Raw genomic sequence first — 21,403 nt, forward strand, 5'->3', positions numbered from 1 at the left:
TGACGGCGGTATTGTAACGGAACCCTGCCAACAAACACGAAAAACCCCGCCGAAGCGGGGTTTTTCCAGCGTCAGGCCGGAACTTACGAGTTCTTGTTCACTTCTTCGTCACGCAGCTCACGACGCAGGATCTTACCCACGTTGGTCTTCGGCAGCTCGTCGCGGAACTCGAAAGCCTTGGGCACTTTATAGGCAGTCAGGCGCTCACGGCAGAACTCGCGCAGCTCGTCTTCCTTCAGGCTCGGATCAGACGGCACCAGGTATACCTTCACCACTTCGCCGCTCTTTTCGTCGGGAAGACCAACCGCCGCGCATTCCAGCACCTTCGGATGGCTGCTTACCACGTCTTCCACTTCATTCGGGTACACGTTGAAGCCAGAGACAATGATCATATCCTTCTTGCGATCCACGATCCGGATGTAGCCATCCTCCTGGATAACCGCCACATCGCCGGTGCGCAGGTAGCCATCGTCAGTAAAGGACTTCTGGGTCTCCTCAGGACGCTGCCAATAGCCGCGCATGACCTGTGGGCCTTTGACACACAGCTCTCCAGGCTCACCCAGGGGCAGGTCATTACCGTCGTCATCCACGGTTTTACACACTGTATTGCAGATAGGCAGGCCAATGGTACCAAGCTGGATGGCGCTGGGCGGGTTGAAAGTAACGACCGGAGAGGTTTCCGTCATACCGTAGCCTTCGGCAATCTCGACACCCGTTACTTCCTGCCAGCGCTTGGCCGTGGCGCTGGTCAGGGCCATGCCGCCGGACGAGGTCATCTTCATCTGGCTGAAGTCCAGGCTGCGGAAGTCTTCGTTCGCCATAAGACCGTTAAACAAGGTATTCAGGCCGACAAAAGACGTGAACTTGTGGTTCTTCATCTCCTTCACGAACGCCGGAATATCACGCGGGTTCGGGATCAGCACGTTATGCGCCCCCGCTTCCAGCATGATGCCGCAGTTCAGGGTAAAGGAGTAAATGTGGTACAGAGGCAGGGGCGCAATCATCACCTCCTTGCCTTCTTCGATCTTGTCTTCCAGCAGCGGGCGAGTCTGCAGCAGGTTGGCCACCAGGTTGCCATGGGTCAGCATGGCACCCTTGGCCACGCCCGTGGTACCGCCGGTGTACTGAAGTACCGCCAGGTCGTCCTGGGTCGGCCTGGCTTCGTCCAGCTTTTCCTTCGCCCCTGCGGACAATACCGCAGGTAGCTTGTGCGCCTGGGGCAGGTTGTAGGCCGGCACCATTTTCTTGAGGTGCTTCACCGCGGCGTTCATCAGGGTACGCTTGACCGGTGAGTGCATGTCAGCCAGCTCAGTGACAATGACATGCTCGATGCCGGTATGGGGCAGAACCTTCTCGGCGTTGGCCGCCATGTTGGCCAGCACCACCAGCGCCTTGGCGCCGGAATCATTGAACTGGTGTTCCATCTCGCGGGTGGTGTAAAGCGGGTTGGTGTTGACCACCACCAGTCCGGCGCGCATGGCGCCGTAGACAACCACCGGGTACTGGGTAACATTGGGCATTTGCACGGCGATTCGGTCACCGGCCTTCAGGTTGGTCTTGTTCTGCAGCCAGGCGGCGAAGTTACGGGCCTGGGCGTCCAGTTCGCCGTAGCTGAGGGTTACGCCAACCGCACTGAAGGCTGGGCGATCAGCGTACTTCTTGACCGACTGGTTGAAGACATCAACCATGCTCTGGTACTTGTTGAGATCGATTTCACGGGGCACACCGGGTGGATACTTGTCCTGATAGAACTGCTCAAAGTCCATCGCTCCATCTCCTGTAGTTACTTATGATTATAGTGTCGCAGCCTCGCTTCCCCGGATTCCCTGCCGTGATCAGCACAGGACTGCTGCAACTTGTCGGGATACCATCCAGCCAGTTTTCTCCAACGGAACCGGTTCCGCTGAAAAAACAAGCAGACAAAAGTATCAGCCTCGAAAGAAAGGCGAGAATATCAGTTTTACGCTGTTTCAGGTAGATCCTGCCCGGTACCCGCACGTTTGCTGATGATCTCTGTGATGTCTTTCGCGTTAATCCGTCAGTGTTTTTTACAGGCCCAGGTCCAGCAAAGGGCCTGAAAACCCTGACATAGCGGTAATCGGCTGATCAAAAGGGAACTTTCCGGAACTGGCAGCGATTCTGCTTAGGAAGTGGTAACGCAGGCGCTTACTGGAGGTGTTTGCGTTAAATGCCGAGCTTAGCCGATACACTCTCAACCGTGTATCGGCTCTTTTTCGCTCACTTGCTCAGATGACGCATGGCCGACTCAAGCCCTTCAATGGTCAGTGGATACATATGATCTCCCGTCAGTTGCCGGGTTATACCCAGTGAGCCGCCCCTGCCCCAATAGCTTTCCGGCAGGGGGTTCAGCCATACCACCTTGCGGAAGTGATCGGTTACCCGTTGGAACCAGGTGGCACCGGCTTCTTCGTTCCAGTGTTCTATGGAGCCGCCCGGGTGGGTGATTTCATAGGGAGCCATGGTGGCGTCGCCGATAAAGATCACCTTATAGTCCGGGCTGTACTTGTGAAGGATGTCCCAGATGGGTGTGGTTTCGTGGAGCCGACGCACGTTCTTGGTCCAGACCGCCTCATAGATGAAGTTATGGAAGTAGAAATACTCCATGTGCTTGAACTCCATCCGCGCGGCGGAAAACAACTCCTCGCACACACGTACATGGGGGTCCATGGAGCCCCCCACATCGAAGAACAGCAGCACCTTCACCGCGTTGTGGCGTTCCGGCACCATTTTCAGGTCCAGGTAACCGGCATTACGGGCGGTGGAGCGGATGGTGTCATCCAGGTCCAGCTGGTCGGCCGCACCCTGGCGCGCAAACTTCCGCAGGCGCCGCAGGGCAACCTTGATGTTGCGGATACCCAGGGTGATGGAGTCGTCCAGGTCGCGGAACTCCCGCTTTTCCCAGACCTTCACGGCACGGCCATGGCGGCCTTCCTTCTGCCCGATGCGGAAGCCCTCAGGGTTATATCCGTTGGCTCCAAACGGCGAGGTACCACCGGTACCGATCCACTTGTTGCCGCCCTGGTGCCGCTCCTTCTGCTCCTCCATACGCTTCTTGAAGGTATCGATCAGTTCTTCCAGGCCACCGAGGGACTCGATCTTCGCCTTCTCTTCATCAGAAAGCTGCTTTTCAAATTCTGCCCGCAGCCAGTCATCAGGAATGAGTGCTTCCATCAACTCGTCGAGGTTTTCTATACCTTTGAAATACGATTCAAAGGCCCGATCGAACTTGTCGAAATGGCGTTCATCCTTGACCAGGCACAAGCGTGCCAGGTAGTAGAACTCTTCCATATCACCGAAGGCCACCCGCTTCTGCAGGGCCTCCAGCAGGTCGAGGAATTCACGCAGGCTGGCCGGAACCCTGGCTGCGCGAACTTCCATGAAAAAATCTATCAGCATGGCGTCCTCCCAAAAGAGGCCGTTGAGTCATTTGTTCGCCGGGGCAAGATTGCCCCGTACGCCTCACTTCTTGCGACGAGCCATGAATGCCAGCTTCTGCAGAAGATGCACGTCCTGTTCATTCTTGACCAGGGCACCGTATAGGGGTGGCAGGGCGCTGCTGGTGTCGCTCTCCTGCAGCATCTTGCGGGACAGGTCATCGGCCAACAGCAGCTTGAGCCAGTCAATCAGCTCGGACGTGGACGGCTTTTTCTTCAGGCCCGGAACCTTGCGTACATCGAAGAACACTTCCAGTGCGTCCCGCACCACTTCCTGCTGGAGACCAGGGAAGTGAACATCCACGATGGTCTTCATGGTGTCGTGATCCGGGAAGGCGATGTAGTGGAAAAAGCAGCGGCGCAGGAAGGCATCCGGGAGCTCTTTCTCATTGTTACTGGTGATCACCACGATCGGACGCTTCTTCGCCTTTACGAACTCCTGGGTCTCGTAGACGAAGAACTCCATACGATCCAGTTCCAGCAACAAGTCGTTGGGGAATTCGATATCGGCCTTGTCAATCTCGTCGATCAGGAGCACGACCTGCTCGTCGGCCTCGAAGGCCTCCCACAGCTTGCCCTTGACGATGTAGTTGCGAATGTCCTTGACCTTCTCGTCCCCCAGCTGGGAGTCCCTCAGACGGGAAACCGCGTCATATTCGTACAGGCCCTGCTGGGCCTTGGTCGTGGACTTGATGTGCCAGGGGATCAGGCGAAGCCCGAGACCCGCCGCCATTTCTTCCGCCAGCAGCGTCTTACCGGTACCTGGCTCACCCTTGATCAGCAGCGGGCGCTGCAGGGTGACGGCGGCATTCACCGCCATTTGCAAGTCTTCGGTGGCTACATATTTATCAGTACCGGTAAATTTCATGATAATAAATCCTGTCTTTCTGGTTTGACCGTTAAAAATAGAGACTGGCGATGGCCCGGACCGCAGGTCCTGGAAACGCGCATCGCCTGCCAGTGACTAATGGAGGACGAGTATAGATTTTTTACCCGTCACTGATAAGCAGCACGGATGGCAGTCAGTGTCGAAGACGGTCAGCCGTCTTTTTTGCCCTCGTCTTCGGGGGGCTTTTGCTGCCTGGTGTTTTCGTCCTCCTCGGCGTCCAGGTCTGGCAGATCATCGATATCAGAGAGATCGAAGTCTTCCAGGCCAAATTCGTCGCCGTCTTCATCCTCGAGCAGTGAGTCATCAAAATCATCGAGCCCCGGATCGTCCTCCCGGCTGGCTTGTTCGGCCGCATCCACCTCGGGCGCGGCCTGCATTTGCGGGTCGTCCTGGACTTCCTCCGGCACATCCTCTTCGGTGCCGCCAGCCTCTGCCTTTGCCTCGTCTTCGGTCACCTCCGGCTCGTCTACGGGAGGAGCCTCCTCCACGACAGGCGGCTCTGGCTCGGCCGGCGACCGGTCATCGGCCTCACCGGTCTCATCCGTGGTAGCCTGGGCATCACTCTGAGTGACCTCTGGCTCGTCATCCGCCACCTCATCGGCGGCTTCCTCGACGACAGGCGGAGTGTCTTGCTGTTCGGCATCTTCGGTGACCTCCGCCGAGGGTTCCGCTTCTGCCTCGACGGGGGGTTCCGGTTCCGGGTCAACAGCCGGCGCTGCCTCGGCAGTATCTCCAGCTTTGTTTTCATCTGGCGCTGACTGCCGTCTTCGGCGCAGCAGGAACAGGACAACGCCCAGAATTATCAGCAACAATGCGCCGGCGGCAACCAACCAGGGCCAAAGGTCTTTCATGAAGCGGCTTTCTTCTGACGACTCAGCCGGGGTTTCCGGTGTGGCGGCCGGGTCTTCCGGCTCCGGCGCGCTTTCTTCCAGCTCGCTGAGGTCCACAGGACCCTCGCCAGCAACGTCGGCTTCAAGCTCCTCCTCGGGCACTGGCTCGGACTCGGTTTCAACAGGTCCATCCAGTGCGGGCCCCTGCCCTGACGCCTCGGGAGCCGCCAGGGTGAGTGTCTGCCGGAACTTGCGGGAGAAGGTACCACCGTCCGCTTCCAGCTCCAGCTGGTACTGGCCCGGCTCCTCCAGGCGGGAAATCGTGTCCCGGTAGATACCATCTGCCGGCGGCTGATCTGCGCTGAGGGTTCGGGTACCCTGACGACCGTCGCCAGTGGTCATGGTCAGGCGAACATTGATAACACGCAGGAAGTCGGCGTCGGTGATACGCTCACCTTCCTCTGTAAAGAAGGCCTCCAGCCGGAGGGCCTCACCCGGCAAGAACCGGGCGGGAATGGGGCTTACTTCCAGGCGAAGGTCACTGACGACGGTCACCCGACTACCCTCACCCAGCGTACCTTCCAGCTGCCACTCACCGGCTGGAGGGTTGTCAACCGTAATCAGGTCATAGCCGACTTCCCGGGCCCAGCGCACTGCCTCACCCGCATTGTCGGGCACAGCACGGGTACCGTCCGGGTGTAGCAATGTCAGCTGCCGATCCTCCGGAGCTGTACTGCTGAAGATCAGGGCGGTGAATTCCTCGACGCCCTGGTCGACGGTGAAACGGTTATTGTCCAGCGGGACCTCATTCGCCGGGACGGCCTGGCCCAGGGTGTCGGCGAAAATACGGCTGAGCTCGTCGGCGGACTCCGCGACGTGGGCAACACCGCCGGTGTGGTCTGCGATCGCCCCCAACAGGTCAAGGTCAGCCTCGGCAGACAGGGCAATGGTATGGATCGTCAGCCCTTCCGATGCCAGGCTGGGCACCAGCTTTTCGAGAATGCGGTCGCGCTCGGCGTTGTTGCGGGCAGGACTGGGGTCTATATCAACCTTGCCATCACTCAGGAGAATCAGGTGGGTGTTGGCCAGAGACCGGCCGGGGGCAAACCACTTATCACTGGCGGCTTCGATGGCACCGCCAATATTGGTCCGTTGTGCAACGGAATTGATCTTCTCTGACCCGGCATTCAACGCGTTCCGCTGGCCGTCATCTAGGGAGCTGTGCGCAACCAGCATGTTGACCTCCCGGCCAAAGGTCCACAGCCCCACACCGGTCGCATCTGGCAGCAAACCCGTCAGCAACCGGACGGCCGGGCGCCGGAGATTGTCCGGATCGTTGAGTTTCATGCTTCCGGAGATATCCACCACCACCCGTATATCCCGCACGGGTTCGCCCTGGCCTTGCTGGGCGTAGACAGGGGAAAGCATCAACGTGACCACTACGGTCAGCGTGAAAAACAGCTTTCGCAACAGCATGAACGGGTCCTCTTGTTATCGTTCGGGTTTCCCGATGTTCTCGCGCCGTCCCGGGCCAATGTCCGCCACCTCAGTAAGGCATGCGGGTATCCCTGCTGGCCGTCAGCGCCGCATAAAGCGGTACCGCACCAGGTCCAGCATCCAGACCAGTGCCATAATCAGAGCTGCCACGCCCATATTGAAGAACGCCCTGGCGGCCTCCGCTGGTTCGCCGAGGAAGCTCTCGTAACCACCGAACAGCCAGGCCGGCACCCACCAGCCATCTACCACCGAAGACTGAACCGGGGTAGCAATCAGCGCAATGAGCGCTGCCTTGAGCAGGGTGCGCAGCCCATACAGTGGCAGCAAGCGGAACAGCCTCGTCATGGCCCAGTAAAACAGCACAAATCCTACCACGTAGATACCCCAGAACAGGGCGTAGGCGGTCTGGGAGTCGGCATCCATGGTGGCAATGGCCAGTGAATCAGTCATAGGTCTCAATGGTTCCTTCACAATACCCAGTGAATAATGTGTTCTTCCCAGTCTTCGTCCGGCACCTCATTCGCCGGTGTCGTCCGGTGGGCAACGGACACACCTGCCTCATGCACCGTATCCGGGGATCCGGAGCGCAACGGGTGCCAGTCTGGCAGGGGCCGCCCTTCCGCCAGGGTGCGATAGGCACAGGTCATGGGCAACCAGTGGAACTCTCCGATGTTATCCGGGGTCAGCACCGTACATTCCGGTACAATCTGCTGACGCTGCTCATAGTTCTTACAGCGACAGGTTGCCGTATCCATCTGCCGGCAAGCCAGGTCGGTGTAGTAAACTTCGCCACTATCGGCATCTTCCAGCTTTGTCAGACAGCATTTTCCACAACCGTCACAGAGCGACTCCCACTCTGACGCGGACATCTCGCCGAGGCGCTTGCGCTGCCAGAAGGGGATGTCGGCCATCAGGCACCAAAGCCCCTGAGCTTTTCCTTGAACGATACAATATAACTGTCGGCTTTTTCTGGAAGCTGGAGATAGTAATCTTTCTCTGAGATGGCCTCCAGCACTTCCTTTCCCGTGGTCCGGGCCAGCCGGCGTTCGGGGGTCAGGACCAGGTCGAGGGCGGGCACCGGAGTGCCGAACAGCTCCCGCAATGATTCGGGCAGGTCGTTCCAGTCGTGGCCACGGCGCAGGTAGATATAGGTCCCTTCCCGCTTACTACTGCGGAATACGGATACAAAGGTCTTCTCAGTCATTGCGGGGTTCCAGTAAAACTTTGATGTCATCCAGTACCGGCGCCAACACCTGGTGACGCCAGCCGGAGGCAAATACTTCCAGCACCTTGAGATCGCGCTGGCGGAGCAGGGATTCCAGCCGCTTCCGCGGCGCGAGCAGCTCCACGGGCACATCTGCCTGCTCGGCAGCACGGGCCATCAGCTTTTTAACCTTGCGGTACTGGTCCTGCTGCGGCCGGGTCAGGGGCCGCTCGATCAGTGGATCCGGGACCTCGCCGGCGGTTTGCGCCTCGCCAATAATGGCCAGCAACTGATCCCCGTAACGACGGATAACCACCGGGGGAACATCTTCCACCCCGGACATGGCACCAGCGGTGCCCGGCAGTCGATCCGCCAGGTTGATCAGGGCAGCATCGGACAACACCCGGTTACGGGGGCGGTCCCGACGGCGGCACTCTTCCTCCCGCCAGGCCACCAGGGCCTTGAGTACGCCCTGCTTTTCAGGTGCCAGGTGCCAGCCACCACGCAGTTTCAGGTACCAGTTACCCGGCTCCGAAAGGGCGAGCAAGTCATCGGCAAACCGGTCTGACTCTTCCGCCATGGCGCCAGGCATACCCCGTGCCTCGAGACGGGCCGCAACCCAATCGTGCAGTGGCAGCAGGAAGCGGACATCGTCCAGCGCATATCGCAACTGTGCATCGCTGAGGGGGCGGGCGAGCCAGTCAGACCGGGTAACGGATTTGTCGAGGGTTTCCCCAAAAAGGCTCTCCACCAGCCGCGCGTAGCCTACCGAAAAGCCAGCCCCGGCCAGCGCCGCGCCTAACTGCAGGTCCAGTAGCCCCCGGGGTTCCAGCGACAGCCAGTGCCGGAACAGCTCCAGGTCTTCTCCCATTGCATAGAGCAACTTGGGCTTGCCAGGGTCTGCCAGCACCTCCCGGAAGCGGGAGGATTGCTCGACTACCGACGGTTCCGCCAGCCTCAAGGAATCCCCGGCACCCAGTTGGACAAGCCCGGGAATGGGGAAGAAGGTAGAGACCCGCTCGAACTCTGTATCCAGGGCAAGCGGGTACTGCTGGTGTGCCTCCAGCCAGGCTTCAAGGTCGGTAACCGTCTCCAGCCACTGGGGCGTCTGTACCGCGGGTACCGGGGGTAAAGCCTGGTTCATGAAATCTCCTGGGAAGCCTTTGAATTAGTCTGACAGGGGCTTGCGACCCCGGAAGGCGTGGGTCAGGGTGAAACCGTCCACATAGCCCAGCTCGCCACCCACCGGGATACCATGGGCCAGCCGGGTTGTCAGCACGCCGGTGCCGTCGAGTCGATCGGCAATATAGTGTGCCGTAGCCTCGCCTTCTACCGTGGGGTTGGTCGCGAGGATCAGTTCCGTAACTGACTCATCCCGCACACGTCGCAGCAACAGCTCAACACCGATATCCTCCGGGCCGATGCCGTCAATGGGTGACAGGTGACCCATCAGCACGAAATAACCGCCCCGGTAATCACCAGCCTGCTCGATGGCTAACAGATCGGAGGGGCTTTCTACCACGCAGAGCGTGCCGGTTCGACGCTCCGGTTTCTCACAGATGGGGCACACAGCCGTATCCGAGAAATTCTGGCAACTGTCACACCGACGCACACCCGTCATGGCAGAAGACAGGGCGCCGGCCAGCCTTTCACCGCCACTGCGCCCTTTTTCCAGCAGATGGAACGCCATACGCTGGGCCGTTTTCTGGCCAACGCCAGGTAAACACCTTAACGACTCAACCAGTTCATCCACCAGTGGACTGAAAGCCATCCGTACTCCTGCAACTACAGCTGTGAGCGGTCATCGACAACTTCGCCCGCAATCAGAGGCGCAGCCATCATCATGGTTAACGGCCGTCAGAAGGGCATCTTGAAGTTGGAGGGCAGCCCCATACCCGACATCATTCCGGACATGCGATCCTTCTGCTCCGCCTCGACCCGGCGAACGGCGTCGTTAATGGCCGCAGCAAGCAGGTCTTCCAGAACTTCCTTGTCTTCCGACATCAGGGAGTCATCAATGGATACCTTGCTCACATCATGGCGACCGTTCATCGTCACCTTGATCAGGCCGGCACCGGACTCACCGGTCACCTCAGCCTTGGCTGCCTCCTCCTGGGCCTTCTGCATTTCTTCCTGCATCTGCTGGGCCTTTTTCATCAGATCGCCCATGCCATTCATCATCGTGTCTACCTCTCGATTCGGTTGCGCCTTTAACCGGCTTTCAGCGGCCGGATACTTTCTTTGACGACCCGGCCCTCAAACCGTTCCACTATGGCCTGGACCAGCGGATCCTGTTCAATGGACTGCTCAGCCTGTTGCTGGCGGCGGGCCTTTTCCCGTGCCTCCCAGGCGATCGGCGTCTGGTCGCCGGCGTCACCGGGCGTCACCTCCAGGGTGACAGCCTCGCCAAATGCCTGCCGAAGGCCTTCCAGGATTCGCTGCTGGTGACGGTCGGTCAGCAGGCGGTAGTGCCCTTCGTCCAGGGTCAGTACAAAGCGCTCGCCATCCCGCTCACAGGACGCCTGGCTTGCCAGGTTGCCCGGCATGCCGACAATGCCCAGCTGCCGAAAGTCCCTGGACCAGACAAAACCCTCTGCACCCAGCAACTCACCGGGTTCATCCGGTACCGGCGACGACGCCTTATTACCAGGGTCCCGGGATTCTGTCTGGGGCTGGCTGTCGACTGCACCTTCCGGTAGCTCCGATACGCTCGCCCCTGGTACAACCGGTGCTGTCGCAGTGGGGCTTGCGCCCTCTTCTGTGGCAATGTTTCCAGGCCCGGTGTCCCAGGGGACATCGTCATCTGAGTCCCCCCCCGCCATCTGGTCCGCCATGGCCATCAGGCTGTCATCTTCCAGACTGGCTGCCGGTGCTGACGCAGAGGCCTGTGGCTGGGGGGGCGCCCCAGGTACCTCCACCGGCCCTGGGCCAATCGCTGGCGTTACAGACGGGGGCTCGTCATCGGTGGTTGCGCCGGCTACACCCGTTTCCGGGTCGTCAGCCTTGAGGTTGGGTTGCCCTGGGGGTGTTTCAAGAGCCGCAGGGGCGGGTTCCTCGCCGGAATCCCTTTCGCCTTCGCCATCCCCCGCGGCTGTGGTGCCTTCCCGTCCGGCGGTGCGATCCGGTGTGCCGGCGTTGACCTCAGAGGACTCAGGGCGTTCTGCAGAGGGCTGCCGGGGTTCTGCAGGCGCCTCACGACGCGCTACCGCCGGCGGATCGCGCTGATCTACGCCCGGGCGAAAGGCCAGCATCCGCAGGAGGGTCATTTCAAATCCCATGCGGGCATCCGGGGTAATCTCCAGGTCTTTGCGCCCCACCAGGGCTGCCTGGTAAAAAAGTTGCGCGTCTTCTGCGCTTAACTGGCGAGCCAACTCCTGCACCCGGTGAGCATCACCCATGGCGTTATCGGCACTGCCGGGCACGACCTGCTCCATGGTAACCCGGTGGAACAGCGAAAGCAGGTCCGCCAGAATGGCGTTGAAGTCAGGCGCAAAATCCGAGATTCGGTCAATCTCTGCCAACAGCTCGGGGCCATTGCCGGTTACCAGGGCTTCTACCAGCTTCTCCACATCCCGTTGATCAATGGTGCCCAGCATGCTGCTGACATCACTGGCGGCAAGCTTCTGGTTTCCGAAAGCAATGGCCTGGTCCGTCAGGCTGAGGGCGTCGCGCATGCTGCCGTCCGCCGCCCGGGCCAGTTGCCACAAGGCCGGCTCTTCGAAAGGTATGGACTCTTCTCCCAGAATGTAGCGCAGATGGCCGACGATATGCTCCGGCGTCATCCGCTTCAGGTTGAACTGCAAACAACGAGACAGCACCGTGACTGGCAGCTTCTGGGGATCGGTCGTGGCAAGCAGGAACTTGACGTGTTCCGGCGGTTCTTCCAGTGTTTTAAGGAAAGCGTTGAAAGACTGGTTGGTAAGCATGTGTACCTCATCGATCAGGTACACCTTGAAACGGCCGCGGGTAGGCGAATACTGAACGTTGTCGGTCAGTTCGCGCATATCATCCACCCCCGTGCGGGAGGCAGCGTCGATTTCGATCAGGTCTACGAAGCGGCCATCGAGTATCTCCTGGCAGCTTGGGCATTCCCCACAGGGGTTCGCGGTCACGCCGGTTTCACAGTTCAGGCAGCGGGCCAGCAGGCGCCCGATGGTTGTCTTGCCTACACCCCGGGTACCGGTAAACAAGTAGGCGTGGTGAAGCCGGTTGTGCTCCAGGGCATGTACCAGTGCCTGCAGCACATGCTCCTGCCCCACCATGTCCTGGAATGTTCTGGGACGCCACTTCCGGGCGAGTACCTGATAACTCATAGGGCCGTCACTGCACAGAGAAAAAAGTAGGGGAAAAGCTTATCACGGACCGGCATCCCGAAGAAGCAGGCAGCTGTTTCAAGCGGTAGCATCAGGACGTTAACCCGGCGTGATAAAGGCACGCTCCGGATCGGGACTTACAGGAAAGGAGGTAAACAGGAGAAGAAAACTGGGGGTGGCCCCACCAGCGACACCCCGGCACACGAGTCCACCGCTGCGGCTGCTCCCTTCCGGGCCTGACCGGGTTCACGGTTTATCGTTGCGGGGGCACCGGCAGGACCACCATAACGGCGGTCCGGATTACCCGAACGCGGCGCGCATAGTAGCAACAGCCGGGGGTGGTATCAATGCCTGTTCTCTCTATGGCGCAAAAAAACGTGCCTGCTCAGCCCACTTGCAGAGGTACCGGCACCACGTCCTGCCGGAACCAGCAGGCAATACTATGCCTGGTGCGGGCTGCAGGCAGCACCTCATGGGGCACCTCTTCACTCATGAAAATAGCTACCCTGCCCGCATCCGGCAGCACCCTGCCACAGACCTCCACCGGGTTCTCCCGGTTGAAGACCTGCAACTCTCCCCCATCCTCAACGAGCCAGCCCTCATTGAGATACAGGACCATACTGACTACCCGTGAGGCGCGTCCACGGAAACTGTCCAGGTGGCGGCGGTAAAAATCACCCGGCTGATAACTGGCGTAGTGGGATTCAAATCGCTGCAGACCCAGGAACAACCTTTGATTGAGGCCGACCCGAACCTGCTCCAGAAAGTCAAAGAACTGCTGCTGTGCAGGCGTCTGGCCGTTCAGCCAGGCGATCCGATCCCGGCGAACCGAGCGGTCCCGGGTAAAGTCGGTGCCACGGCCCACCCCGGCATGCTCCATGGATGCGGTTTTCTCAAGGATTTCCACTTCCTCTCTCAGCTGCGCCAGCAATGCCGGCCCCAGGCGATTACTGGCGTCCAGGTTGAGCCACCCCCATTCAGTCAGGTTGGTAGCGATGGCATCCAGCCAGGATTCATCGGCCTGGGGCAAGCCCGGTTCAGCGGCCACTGGGGCAGGATTCAGGACATTAGCAACGGCAGTGGTCATCAGTGGTTTTCCCGGCGGGTAAAAAACGGCATTCTAGACCTTTGTCGGGGCACGGGAAGCCCCCGGTCCCGATTTTTCATAGTCAGTTACCGTTATCCGGATGCGAATTGCAAGGAATTCCATGGCCCACCTCGCAGACTCCCGTTTTGCACGACCTACCCGGACCGGCGAGCTCGACACCATAGAGATCTGCCACCCCGGGTTTCAGGCGACTATCGCACTGCAGGGGGCACACCTTATCCGGTTTGCACCCTCCGGAGAGCAAAGCTGGCTCTGGCTGAGTCCCACGGCACGATTTGCACAGGGGCGAGCCATTCGGGGCGGCATTCCAGTTTGCTGGCCCTGGTTTGGTGATCCAGCCCGAAACCCGGGTGCCGTGCGCTCGCTGTTCGAAGCCCATGACCTGCCCGCGCACGGTTTCGCGAGAACGGCACTATGGAGCCTGGCGGAGCTTCAGGAGTCCGAAAGCGGGGTCACGGTGTCGCTGACCCTCGCGCCCTCTGTGCAGCACCTTACCCTTTGGCGCGGCCGGGCAAGGACCAGGCTGACCTTCCGGTTCCGGCCTGACTCACTCTCGCTGGCACTGACGACCGACAATACCGGCGACAAACCGCTCGCGTTCACCCAGGCTCTGCACACTTACCTGCCAACAGACGACATAGCCCGGACCACACTGTCAGGCCTCGAAGGTGCCGCCTACCTGGAAACCCTGGAGAACTGGCAACCAAAACAACAGCAGGGCAAAGTAAACTTTGAAAGCGAGACGGACCGCATCTACCAGGCGGCACCGGAGATCAACGTAGAGGCGGGTAACCGGGGCTTTCGCTTGACAGCCGGTGGTAGCGGTTCCACGGTGGTGTGGAACCCGGGGCCAGAGAAAGCCCGCAGGCTTTCCGACTTCCCCGATGACGGCTGGACCGGGATGCTGTGTGTCGAAACGGCGAATGCCGTGGATGATTTCCGGGAGTTGGCACCCGGCCAGTCACACACCCTGACCATGACCCTGCGCACGATCAGTGCCGATCGCTGATGTCACCATACATCGCCTATACTCGGTTTAGACAGGACAAAGGATGACCCATGAGTCTGGCAGAGTTTCTTAAGCGACGACTGGTTTCCCCGGAGCTGGACCAGGAGATCGACAGCATCGGCAAGCCCATCGGCTCCCTGGGTTATGATCCCTGGGGTTATAACAACGATACCCTGAAAATCGGCTATGCCATCACCCGTGAAATCTACGATAAGTACTTCCGGGTAGAAGTAGACGGTATCGACAAGATACCTGCCGAGGGGCCGGTTTTGATTATTGCGAACCACAGCGGCCAACTGCCCATCGACGGACTTCTGATAGGCTTCGCGCTGGCGTCCCGGAAGAAAAGACCACGGCTCCCCCGAGCGATGATCGAGCGCTTTTTCCCCACCGTTCCCTATCTGGGCAACCTGCTAAACCAGTTTGGTGCGGTACTCGGCGATCCCGTTAACTGCGCGCGCATGCTGGCGAACGACGAGGCTGTGATTGTCTTTCCCGAAGGTGTCAGGGGATCGGGCAAGCTCTACCGCGACCGTTATCAACTGAAACGGTTCGGCAACGGCTTCATGCACCTGGCCATGGAGCATGGCGCCACCGTAGTTCCGGTGGGCGTCGTCGGGTGCGAGGAAACCATACCCACGCTGGCCAACATCAAACCCCTGGCGCGGATGCTGGGGCTGCCCTACTTCCCCCTGGCGGCACCCGTGGTGCTGCCAGCCAAGGTGCATATCTGTGTCGGTGACCCCATGGTTTTTGACAACGATGATATCCCGGAGGAGCAAGTGACGGCCCGGGTAGACCTGGTAAAGGCAGCAGTAGGCGAAATGATCAAGAAGGGACTCAACCAGCGCAAGAGGCTGTTCTGATGGCAGCACCCAAACGACCCCAGATACTGGTGACCGGCGCCGCGGGCACCCTGGCCCAACAGGTCATCGGACAGCTACGGGAGAGCTGTGACCTGGTGGCGGTAGATTTCCGCGAACAGGTCTGGCTTGGCGACGACATTCCCAGCTACTGCATCGACTTCAACAAGCGGGTATTTGAAGATATCTTCCGCCGCTTTCACTTCGATGGCGTTATCCACCTGGGCCGCATCATGTCCAGCCAGGAGAACCGGCTGCGGCGTTACAATGCCAACGTCCTGGGCAGCCAGAAGCTGCTGGACCTCAGCCACAAGTACAACGTCAGCCGGGTGATCATCCTGTCCACCTACTATGTGTATGGCGCGGTCCCGTTCAACCCGGCCCTTATTAACGAAGAAGCGCCCCTGAAAGCCGCAGGCCTCACCATGGACCTGGTCGACTCGGTCGAACTCGAAAACCTGGCCAACATCTACCTCTGGCGCTACCCCAACCTGAACATTACCGTGCTGCGCCCCTGCAACATCGTCGGCCCTGGTGTTCGTAACGCCATCAGCACCCTGCTCTCCGGAGAGCGGGCCCCGGTACTGGCAGGCTTCTCGCCGATGATGCAGTTCATTCATATTGACGACATGGCGGATGCCATCGTGGCTGCCTGGCAATACCGCCGCAAGGGTATCTACAACGTGGCCCCGGAAGACTGGGTGGCCTACCAGCGGGCGCTGGAATTGTGCGGTTGCAGCCGGGTGCCAATCCCCTCGATACCACCGGTCCTCCCCCGTACCCTGCTGCGACTGATCAACCTGAGGCGCTTTCCGCCGTATCTGATGGACTTTTTCAAGTACCCTGTCATTATCGACGGGCGGTCCTTTGCCCGGGACTTCGGGTTTCACCCCCGGCGGTCCCTGGATGATATATTTCACTATTATCGGGAGAACAAGCACCCGGTGTAGGCCCGATGTTCCGGACGGGCGCTGAGAACCGCCGGATAAAGAACTGATCACAGGATGTGCAGTTGATGTTCAATGAATTCGGACTGATCAGCCATGCCGCCGCCACCCTGGCATTCCTGCTGTTGGGCGGGCTGATCATTACCCGTTACCTGCGCCGGACGTCTGACCAGATGCTGCTGTTTTCAGCGTTACTGTCCACTTTGTGGGCGGGCTCGCTGGTGAGCCAGCAAGTCTGGGGAGAGCCCTCGTTCATCGCTCGCTACCTGCTGGAACTCCTGCGCGACGCAGGCTGGGTAATGGTTTTGCTGGCGCTGCTCAGAGCCGCCGACCGACAGATCCTGGCCGCTGGCCGAACCCGTCGGGTACTGGGCTTGTTCACCTTTGCCGTGATTTTCGTGTTGTTCACGCTGGCTGCACTGGAAGCCCTTCTGTCCATTCCCCTTGTCAGCGGCAAGCTCAAGATCGTCGGCCAGATTGCCCTTTCCCTGCTGGGTATCTGCCTGGTGGAGCAGATCTGGCGCAACTCCCTGCAGTCGAGTCGCTCAAGCATTCGGTACCTGTGTATCGGCATACTGACGCTGTTCGCCTACGACTTCTTCATGTATACAGACGCGCTGCTTTTCGGGCAGATCTCCAGCGGCTTCTGGGATGCCCGGGGCATGGTGAACGCGCTGATTGTGCCCCTGCTGGGCATCACCATGATGAACACGCGCAAGCAGCCAGTAGAATTCCAGCTCTCCCGGAACGCCATGTTCCATGTCAGTGCACTTGTTTTCGCCGGTATCTACCTTCTGTTTGCCGCTGCCGGGGGCTACTACGTGCGGGTGCTCGGGGGGGACTGGGGGGATGCCCTGCAGATCCTGTTTATCACTGGCGCACTGGCCTTCCTCGGCCTCCTGCTCACCTCCCGACGGTTCCGTGCCCGGCTGATGGTCTTCATCAGCCAGAACTTCTTCGACTATAAATATGACTACCGGGAAGAATGGCTGAAGATGACCCGGGAACTGGCCAATCTCAGTGACCGCCCCCCCCTGCCGGAACGGATCATCCGTATCCTCGCGGGGCTGGTAGAAAGCACTTCCGGAGCGCTCTGGGTACGGGACGAAGATGGCAACTTCATGTTGCAGAATGTCGTCAACCTGGAGCAACCGCGTTTTACCAGTATCGACGGCACCTGCGAGCTGACCCGCTTTTTCAGCGACCGGGAATGGATCATCGACATGGACGAATATCGCAACGACCCGGTGCGTTACAACCTGCTGGAAATCCCTGATCCGATCCTGAAGTTCGAGCACGGATGGTTGCTGATCCCCATGTACCTGGGTAATGAACTTTACGCCATTACGCTTGTGGGCCGCCCCAATGCGCGGGTAGAGCTTAACTGGGAGAACTTTGACCTGGTCCGGGTCGTCGCCCGGCAGACCTGTAACCTGCTGGCCCAGGCCGACGCCCAGAACCGGCTGTCACGGGCCATGCAGTTCGAGGCGGTGAGCAAGGCATCCGCCTTCATGGTTCATGACCTGAAAACATTGATTGCCCAGCTCTCGCTACTGGTCCGAAACTCCGCGCACCATCGCGATAACCCTGCGTTTATCGATGACATGATCAGTACCACGGACCACGCGGTACAAAAAATGTCCAACCTGGTGGACCACATCCGCAAGCCTGCCCAGGGCCACGGTGAACAGAGTCCACTGAACCTGCATCAGATGATCCGGAACCTCGCCGCCCACTATGCTCGCAACCACCCGCGACCCAGGGTTCTGGGACCTTCAGACCCGGTCATGGTGCAGGCAGACCAGGACCAGCTATGGAGCGTACTGGGCCACCTGATACAGAACGCCCAGGATGCCACGCCACCAGATGGCGAAGTCACCCTCACCCTCAAGGCGTCCGCCGATCACGTGGTATTGTTCATCCAGGATACCGGCTCCGGTATGAGTGAAGAGTTCATTCGCATGCACCTGTTCAAGCCCTTTGAGAGCACGAAGGGGCTGACAGGCATGGGCATCGGTGCCTACCAGGCCCGGGAATATATCCGTCAGCTCGGCGGCAACATTGATGTAACCAGTGAACCCGGCATGGGCTCCTGCTTCTCGGTGCTGCTGCCTACGGTGAAGCCGGCGCCCCGGGCCGGGACAACCGGGAAAGAGCAGAAGGACATTGTCGAGCCGCAGGCGCAGCCATTGCCGGGCCAGGCTGGGCGATTGCATTCCTCCTGAATACAGTCGACACTTACCACAGGCCGAGGGCGGTCAAGTAAGTCATGTCAACAGGGAAAAGGACTTGAGTTGTTGTGAACAAGCGATTGCTGATAGTTGAAGACGATCCGGGCCTCCAGAGTCAGATGCGCTGGTGTTTCAGCAGCGACCTGGAAGTCGATGTAGCCGCCGACCGCGCCAGTGCCCTGGCCAGCCTGCGCCGTAATGACCCCCAGGTGGTGACCCTTGACCTGGGCCTGCCCCCGGATCCGGGCGGTGCCTCCGAGGGTTTTGCGCTGCTTGACGATATCCTCCGCCTTTCCCCCATGGTAAAGGTCATCGTGGTCACCGGCCGCGAAGACAAGGAAAACGCCGTCAAAGCCATCGGCATGGGTGCCTCGGACTTCTACCAGAAACCCCTGGACGCGGATATCCTCACCTTCGTGGTGAACCGGGCCTTCCGGCTGGCGGAGCTCGAAGAGGAGAACCGGGAACTTGCCAGCCGGAGTAATGGCACCAATATCAAAGGGATTGTCGCCGCGAGCCCACAGATGCTGTCGGTATGCCGCACCCTGGAAAAAGTCGCTCCTACGGATGTCACTACCCTGATCACCGGCGAAACCGGTACCGGCAAGGAACTGCTGGCCCGGGCGTTACACGATCTCAGTCCGCGCTCTGACAAGCCCTTCGCCGCAATCAACTGTGCTGCCATTCCAGAGAACCTGCTGGAAAGCGAGCTGTTCGGCTACGAAAAAGGCGCCTTTACCGGGGCCACCCAGAGCAAGAAGGGCAAGATCGAGAGCGCCAATGGCGGCACCCTGTTCCTGGATGAAATAGGCGACATGCCCATGGCACTCCAGGCCAAGTTGCTGCGCTTCCTGCAAGAGCGTTCCGTGGACCGGGTGGGCAGCGTCAGGCCCGTGGATGTGGACGTACGTGTGGTCTGTGCCACCCACCAGGACGTGCGTCAGTTAATCGATGCCGGCGAGTTCCGGGAAGACCTGTACTACCGGATCAGCGAGATCACACTGGATGTGCCGGCACTGCGGGACCGCCAGGGCGACCCGTTGGTCATCGCCCGCTCCCTGCTGCAGACCCTTTCCCGTCAGCTGGACCGGCCCAACCTGTCGTTCAGTGACGATGCAGTGCGGGCCATTAACAGTTATCCCTGGCCGGGCAACGTCCGTGAAATGATCAACAAGGTCAAACGGGCCACTATTATGGCCGAGGGCAAGCGGGTGACCGCCGGTGACCTGGAGCTCGTTGATGACTGCGAACCGACGGATAACCAGCTCAACCTCCGCCAGGTTCGGGAAATCGCCGAGCGCAATGCCATCCTGCAGGCCCTCAAAACCACCGGGTTCAACATGGCGCAGGCCTCCCGACTACTGGGCATTACCCGACCGACCCTCTACAACCTGACTGACAAGTATCGTATCGATACCTCGACGGAACCGGCCCAGGCCTGAACCCGGGCCGCTGAGGCCTTCTGCGTAAGGTCAGATCACAAAGTGCTCCATAAACCGGTGCACAGGCGTTTCCTCGAGTGTCTGCTGATGGTCGCAGAGAGCCAGGATCTGCTCACAGGTTTGTGACGGGAAGCGTGTGGCCAGGTTGGTACGGAATTTTTCTACCAGTAACGGCAGCCCCTCGTTCCTGCGCCGGCGGTGCCCTATCGGGTATTCCACGGCTACTCGCTCGGTGGAACTGCCATCCTTGAAGAAGACCTGGATAGCGTTGGCAATGGAGCGCTTGTCCGGCTCCAGGTATTCCCGGGTGTACCGTTCGTCTTCGATCACTTCCATCTTGTCCCGGATCTCGTCGATGACCGGGTGGGTTTCATGGAAGCGATCCTCGTAGTGTTCCGCATTCAGCTCGCCAAAAATCAGCGGCACGGCGGCCATATACTGGAGGCAATGATCCCGGTCGGCGGCGTTGGCCAGTTTGCCCTGCTTGGAAATGATACGAATGGCAGACTCATGGGTCACCAGTTCAATGCGGTCGATCTCGTCCAGCCGGGCCCGTACCTGGGGGTGCAACTGCACAGCAGCTTCCGCCGCGGTCTGTGCGTGGAACTCCGCCGGGAAGGAGATCTTGAACAGTATATTCTCCATCACATAGCTGCCAAACGGTTGCGGTAGCGAGAACTTCCTCTGATCCTCGGGCTTGATGGCCTGGTCCCGGTTGGTCTTGCTGAACAGGACATCATAGAAGCCCCACTGGGGCGCGGTGAGTACACCAGGTATGCCCATTTCCCCTCTCAGGGCGATATCCGAGAGCCTTACGGCCCGGGAAGTGGCGTCCCCGGCGGCCCAGGATTTTCGTGAGCCCGCATTGGGGGCATGGCGATAGGTACGAAGTGCCTGGCCGTCTGCCCAGGCATGGGACAACGCCGACAGCAGCTGGTCCCGGTCAGCCCCCATCAGCCAGGCCGTCACGGCAGTGGACGCGACCTTGACCAGCACCACATGGTCCAGCCCGACCCGGTTAAAGGAGTTCTCCAGTGCCAGCACACCCTGGATTTCATGGGCCTTGACCATGGCTTCCAGCACCGTTTTCATAGTCAAAGGTGCTTCACCGTTGGCCACTCGCCGGCGAGAAAGGTGATCCGCCACCGCCAGGATGCCACCCAGGTTATCAGAGGGGTGACCCCACTCCGCCGCCAGCCAGGTGTCGTTATAGTCCAGCCACCGCACGATACAGCCGATATCCCAGGCAGCCTTGACCGGGTCCAGCTCGAAAGACGTACCAGGCACCCTGGCACCATGGGGTACCAACGTACCCTGGACCAGCGGCCCTAGGTGTTTGGTGCATTCCGGGAAACGAAGTGCCAGCAGTCCACACCCCAGGGTATCCATCAGGCAATAGCGGGCTGTGGTCCAGGCTTCCTCGCTATCGATGGGGGTCTCCAGCACATAGTCTGCAATAGACTTGATCACATCGTCATAGTCCGGGCGGACATTCTGGTCGGCGTTGGCGTTCATGGGACCTCCTCAATTTCGGATAACAGCCATGATCATGGATCATGGCCCGATTCCGATCAGTCTAGACTATGGGAGGGCCACCTGATCAACCGGCGGGGGT

The 21,403-nt window shown here is 59.8% G+C and carries 18 protein-coding genes and 1 other RNA gene; 5 read left to right on the forward strand and 14 right to left on the reverse strand.

Annotated features, from left to right (window positions below; genetic code table 11):
• Positions 1-83: 83 nt before the first annotated feature.
• From MLC59_RS11090 to MLC59_RS11150, 13 genes are all read right to left on the reverse strand, one after another.
• Positions 84-1,766, reverse strand: coding sequence for an AMP-binding protein (locus MLC59_RS11090; protein WP_248234290.1), 1,683 nt, complete (start codon positions 1,764-1,766; stop codon positions 84-86).
• A gap of 472 nt (positions 1,767-2,238) precedes the next feature.
• The gene (locus tag MLC59_RS11095) at positions 2,239-3,417 is read right to left on the reverse strand and encodes a vWA domain-containing protein (protein WP_248234291.1); all 1,179 of its coding nucleotides are present in this window, start codon (positions 3,415-3,417) and stop codon (positions 2,239-2,241) included.
• A gap of 63 nt (positions 3,418-3,480) precedes the next feature.
• Entirely contained in the window at positions 3,481-4,323 is an 843-nt protein-coding gene (locus MLC59_RS11100) for an AAA family ATPase (RefSeq protein ID WP_248234294.1), read from the reverse strand.
• Between the two features lie 170 nt (positions 4,324-4,493).
• A complete protein-coding gene (locus MLC59_RS11105) occupies positions 4,494-6,650 on the reverse strand; it encodes a VWA domain-containing protein (RefSeq protein ID WP_248234295.1) in 2,157 nt (718 codons plus the stop codon).
• A 102-nt stretch (positions 6,651-6,752) separates the two neighbouring features.
• Positions 6,753-7,121, reverse strand: coding sequence for a hypothetical protein (locus tag MLC59_RS11110; RefSeq protein WP_248234296.1), 369 nt, complete (start codon positions 7,119-7,121; stop codon positions 6,753-6,755).
• Between the two features lie 17 nt (positions 7,122-7,138).
• A complete protein-coding gene (locus MLC59_RS11115) occupies positions 7,139-7,585 on the reverse strand; it encodes a YcgN family cysteine cluster protein (RefSeq protein ID WP_248234332.1) in 447 nt (148 codons plus the stop codon).
• Positions 7,582-7,875 (reverse strand): YcgL domain-containing protein, encoded by a 294-nt coding sequence (locus MLC59_RS11120; protein ID WP_248234298.1) that lies wholly within the window; start codon positions 7,873-7,875, stop codon positions 7,582-7,584. The genes MLC59_RS11115 and MLC59_RS11120 overlap by 4 nt, the downstream gene beginning before the upstream one ends.
• On the reverse strand, positions 7,868-9,019 hold the full coding sequence (locus tag MLC59_RS11125; RefSeq protein ID WP_248234299.1) for a ribonuclease D: 1,152 nt from the start codon (positions 9,017-9,019) through the stop codon (positions 7,868-7,870). The genes MLC59_RS11120 and MLC59_RS11125 overlap by 8 nt, the downstream gene beginning before the upstream one ends.
• Before the next feature lie 24 nt (positions 9,020-9,043).
• A complete protein-coding gene (gene recR, locus MLC59_RS11130) occupies positions 9,044-9,646 on the reverse strand; it encodes a recombination mediator RecR (protein WP_248234300.1) in 603 nt (200 codons plus the stop codon).
• 86 nt (positions 9,647-9,732) lie between these two features.
• A complete protein-coding gene (locus MLC59_RS11135; protein WP_248234302.1) occupies positions 9,733-10,056 on the reverse strand; it encodes a YbaB/EbfC family nucleoid-associated protein in 324 nt (107 codons plus the stop codon).
• Positions 10,057-10,085: 29 nt separating this feature from the next.
• Positions 10,086-12,188 carry a DNA polymerase III subunit gamma/tau gene (dnaX, locus tag MLC59_RS11140; RefSeq protein WP_248234304.1) on the reverse strand — a complete coding sequence of 701 codons (2,103 nt, stop codon included), beginning with the start codon at positions 12,186-12,188 and terminating at the stop codon, positions 10,086-10,088.
• Between the two features lie 179 nt (positions 12,189-12,367).
• An RNA gene (ffs, locus tag MLC59_RS11145) (signal recognition particle sRNA small type) lies at positions 12,368-12,464 on the reverse strand.
• 109 nt (positions 12,465-12,573) lie between these two features.
• Entirely contained in the window at positions 12,574-13,275 is a 702-nt protein-coding gene (locus tag MLC59_RS11150; RefSeq protein WP_248234305.1) for a 2OG-Fe(II) oxygenase, read from the reverse strand.
• A gap of 121 nt (positions 13,276-13,396) precedes the next feature.
• On the opposite strand from MLC59_RS11150, the gene MLC59_RS11155 reads away from it, so the two are divergent.
• The 5 genes from MLC59_RS11155 (at position 13,397) to prsR (ending at position 19,788) form a co-directional block, all read left to right on the forward strand.
• Complete coding sequence (locus tag MLC59_RS11155; RefSeq protein WP_248234306.1) at positions 13,397-14,305, forward strand: D-hexose-6-phosphate mutarotase; 909 nt, start codon at positions 13,397-13,399, stop codon at positions 14,303-14,305.
• Positions 14,306-14,355: 50 nt separating this feature from the next.
• On the forward strand, positions 14,356-15,171 hold the full coding sequence (locus tag MLC59_RS11160; RefSeq protein ID WP_248234307.1) for a lysophospholipid acyltransferase family protein: 816 nt from the start codon (positions 14,356-14,358) through the stop codon (positions 15,169-15,171).
• A complete protein-coding gene (locus MLC59_RS11165) occupies positions 15,171-16,118 on the forward strand; it encodes an SDR family oxidoreductase (RefSeq protein ID WP_248234308.1) in 948 nt (315 codons plus the stop codon). The genes MLC59_RS11160 and MLC59_RS11165 overlap by 1 nt, the downstream gene beginning before the upstream one ends.
• A gap of 65 nt (positions 16,119-16,183) precedes the next feature.
• Positions 16,184-18,340, forward strand: coding sequence for an XrtA/PEP-CTERM system histidine kinase PrsK (prsK, locus tag MLC59_RS11170; RefSeq protein WP_248234309.1), 2,157 nt, complete (start codon positions 16,184-16,186; stop codon positions 18,338-18,340).
• A 74-nt stretch (positions 18,341-18,414) separates the two neighbouring features.
• On the forward strand, positions 18,415-19,788 hold the full coding sequence (gene prsR / locus MLC59_RS11175) for a PEP-CTERM-box response regulator transcription factor (protein ID WP_345799769.1): 1,374 nt from the start codon (positions 18,415-18,417) through the stop codon (positions 19,786-19,788).
• Between the two features lie 30 nt (positions 19,789-19,818).
• Here prsR and MLC59_RS11180 read toward each other — a convergent pair whose 3' ends face one another.
• Positions 19,819-21,303 (reverse strand): bifunctional 2-methylcitrate dehydratase/aconitate hydratase, encoded by a 1,485-nt coding sequence (locus MLC59_RS11180; RefSeq protein ID WP_248234310.1) that lies wholly within the window; start codon positions 21,301-21,303, stop codon positions 19,819-19,821.
• Positions 21,304-21,403: the final 100 nt, after the last annotated feature.

The sequence above is a fragment of the Marinobacter bryozoorum genome (assembly GCF_023156245.1).
Lineage (GTDB): Bacteria > Pseudomonadota > Gammaproteobacteria > Pseudomonadales > Oleiphilaceae > Marinobacter > Marinobacter bryozoorum.

Bases quoted from the DNA above. Each gene is read 5' to 3' on its own strand.
- MLC59_RS11090 (WP_248234290.1), bottom strand. From the start codon at position 1,766: ATGGACTTTGAGCAGTTCTATCAGGACAAGTATCCACCCGGTGTGCCC.
- MLC59_RS11095 (WP_248234291.1), bottom strand. From the start codon at position 3,417: ATGCTGATAGATTTTTTCATGGAAGTTCGCGCAGCCAGGGTTCCGGCC.
- MLC59_RS11100 (WP_248234294.1), bottom strand. From the start codon at position 4,323: ATGAAATTTACCGGTACTGATAAATATGTAGCCACCGAAGACTTGCAA.
- MLC59_RS11105 (WP_248234295.1), bottom strand. From the start codon at position 6,650: ATGCTGTTGCGAAAGCTGTTTTTCACGCTGACCGTAGTGGTCACGTTG.
- MLC59_RS11110 (WP_248234296.1), bottom strand. From the start codon at position 7,121: ATGACTGATTCACTGGCCATTGCCACCATGGATGCCGACTCCCAGACC.
- MLC59_RS11120 (WP_248234298.1), bottom strand. From the start codon at position 7,875: ATGACTGAGAAGACCTTTGTATCCGTATTCCGCAGTAGTAAGCGGGAA.
- MLC59_RS11125 (WP_248234299.1), bottom strand. From the start codon at position 9,019: ATGAACCAGGCTTTACCCCCGGTACCCGCGGTACAGACGCCCCAGTGG.
- recR (WP_248234300.1), bottom strand. From the start codon at position 9,646: ATGGCTTTCAGTCCACTGGTGGATGAACTGGTTGAGTCGTTAAGGTGT.
- MLC59_RS11135 (WP_248234302.1), bottom strand. From the start codon at position 10,056: ATGATGAATGGCATGGGCGATCTGATGAAAAAGGCCCAGCAGATGCAG.
- dnaX (WP_248234304.1), bottom strand. From the start codon at position 12,188: ATGAGTTATCAGGTACTCGCCCGGAAGTGGCGTCCCAGAACATTCCAG.
- MLC59_RS11150 (WP_248234305.1), bottom strand. From the start codon at position 13,275: ATGACCACTGCCGTTGCTAATGTCCTGAATCCTGCCCCAGTGGCCGCT.
- MLC59_RS11155 (WP_248234306.1), top strand. From the start codon at position 13,397: ATGGCCCACCTCGCAGACTCCCGTTTTGCACGACCTACCCGGACCGGC.
- MLC59_RS11160 (WP_248234307.1), top strand. From the start codon at position 14,356: ATGAGTCTGGCAGAGTTTCTTAAGCGACGACTGGTTTCCCCGGAGCTG.
- MLC59_RS11165 (WP_248234308.1), top strand. From the start codon at position 15,171: ATGGCAGCACCCAAACGACCCCAGATACTGGTGACCGGCGCCGCGGGC.
- prsK (WP_248234309.1), top strand. From the start codon at position 16,184: ATGTTCAATGAATTCGGACTGATCAGCCATGCCGCCGCCACCCTGGCA.
- MLC59_RS11180 (WP_248234310.1), bottom strand. From the start codon at position 21,303: ATGAACGCCAACGCCGACCAGAATGTCCGCCCGGACTATGACGATGTG.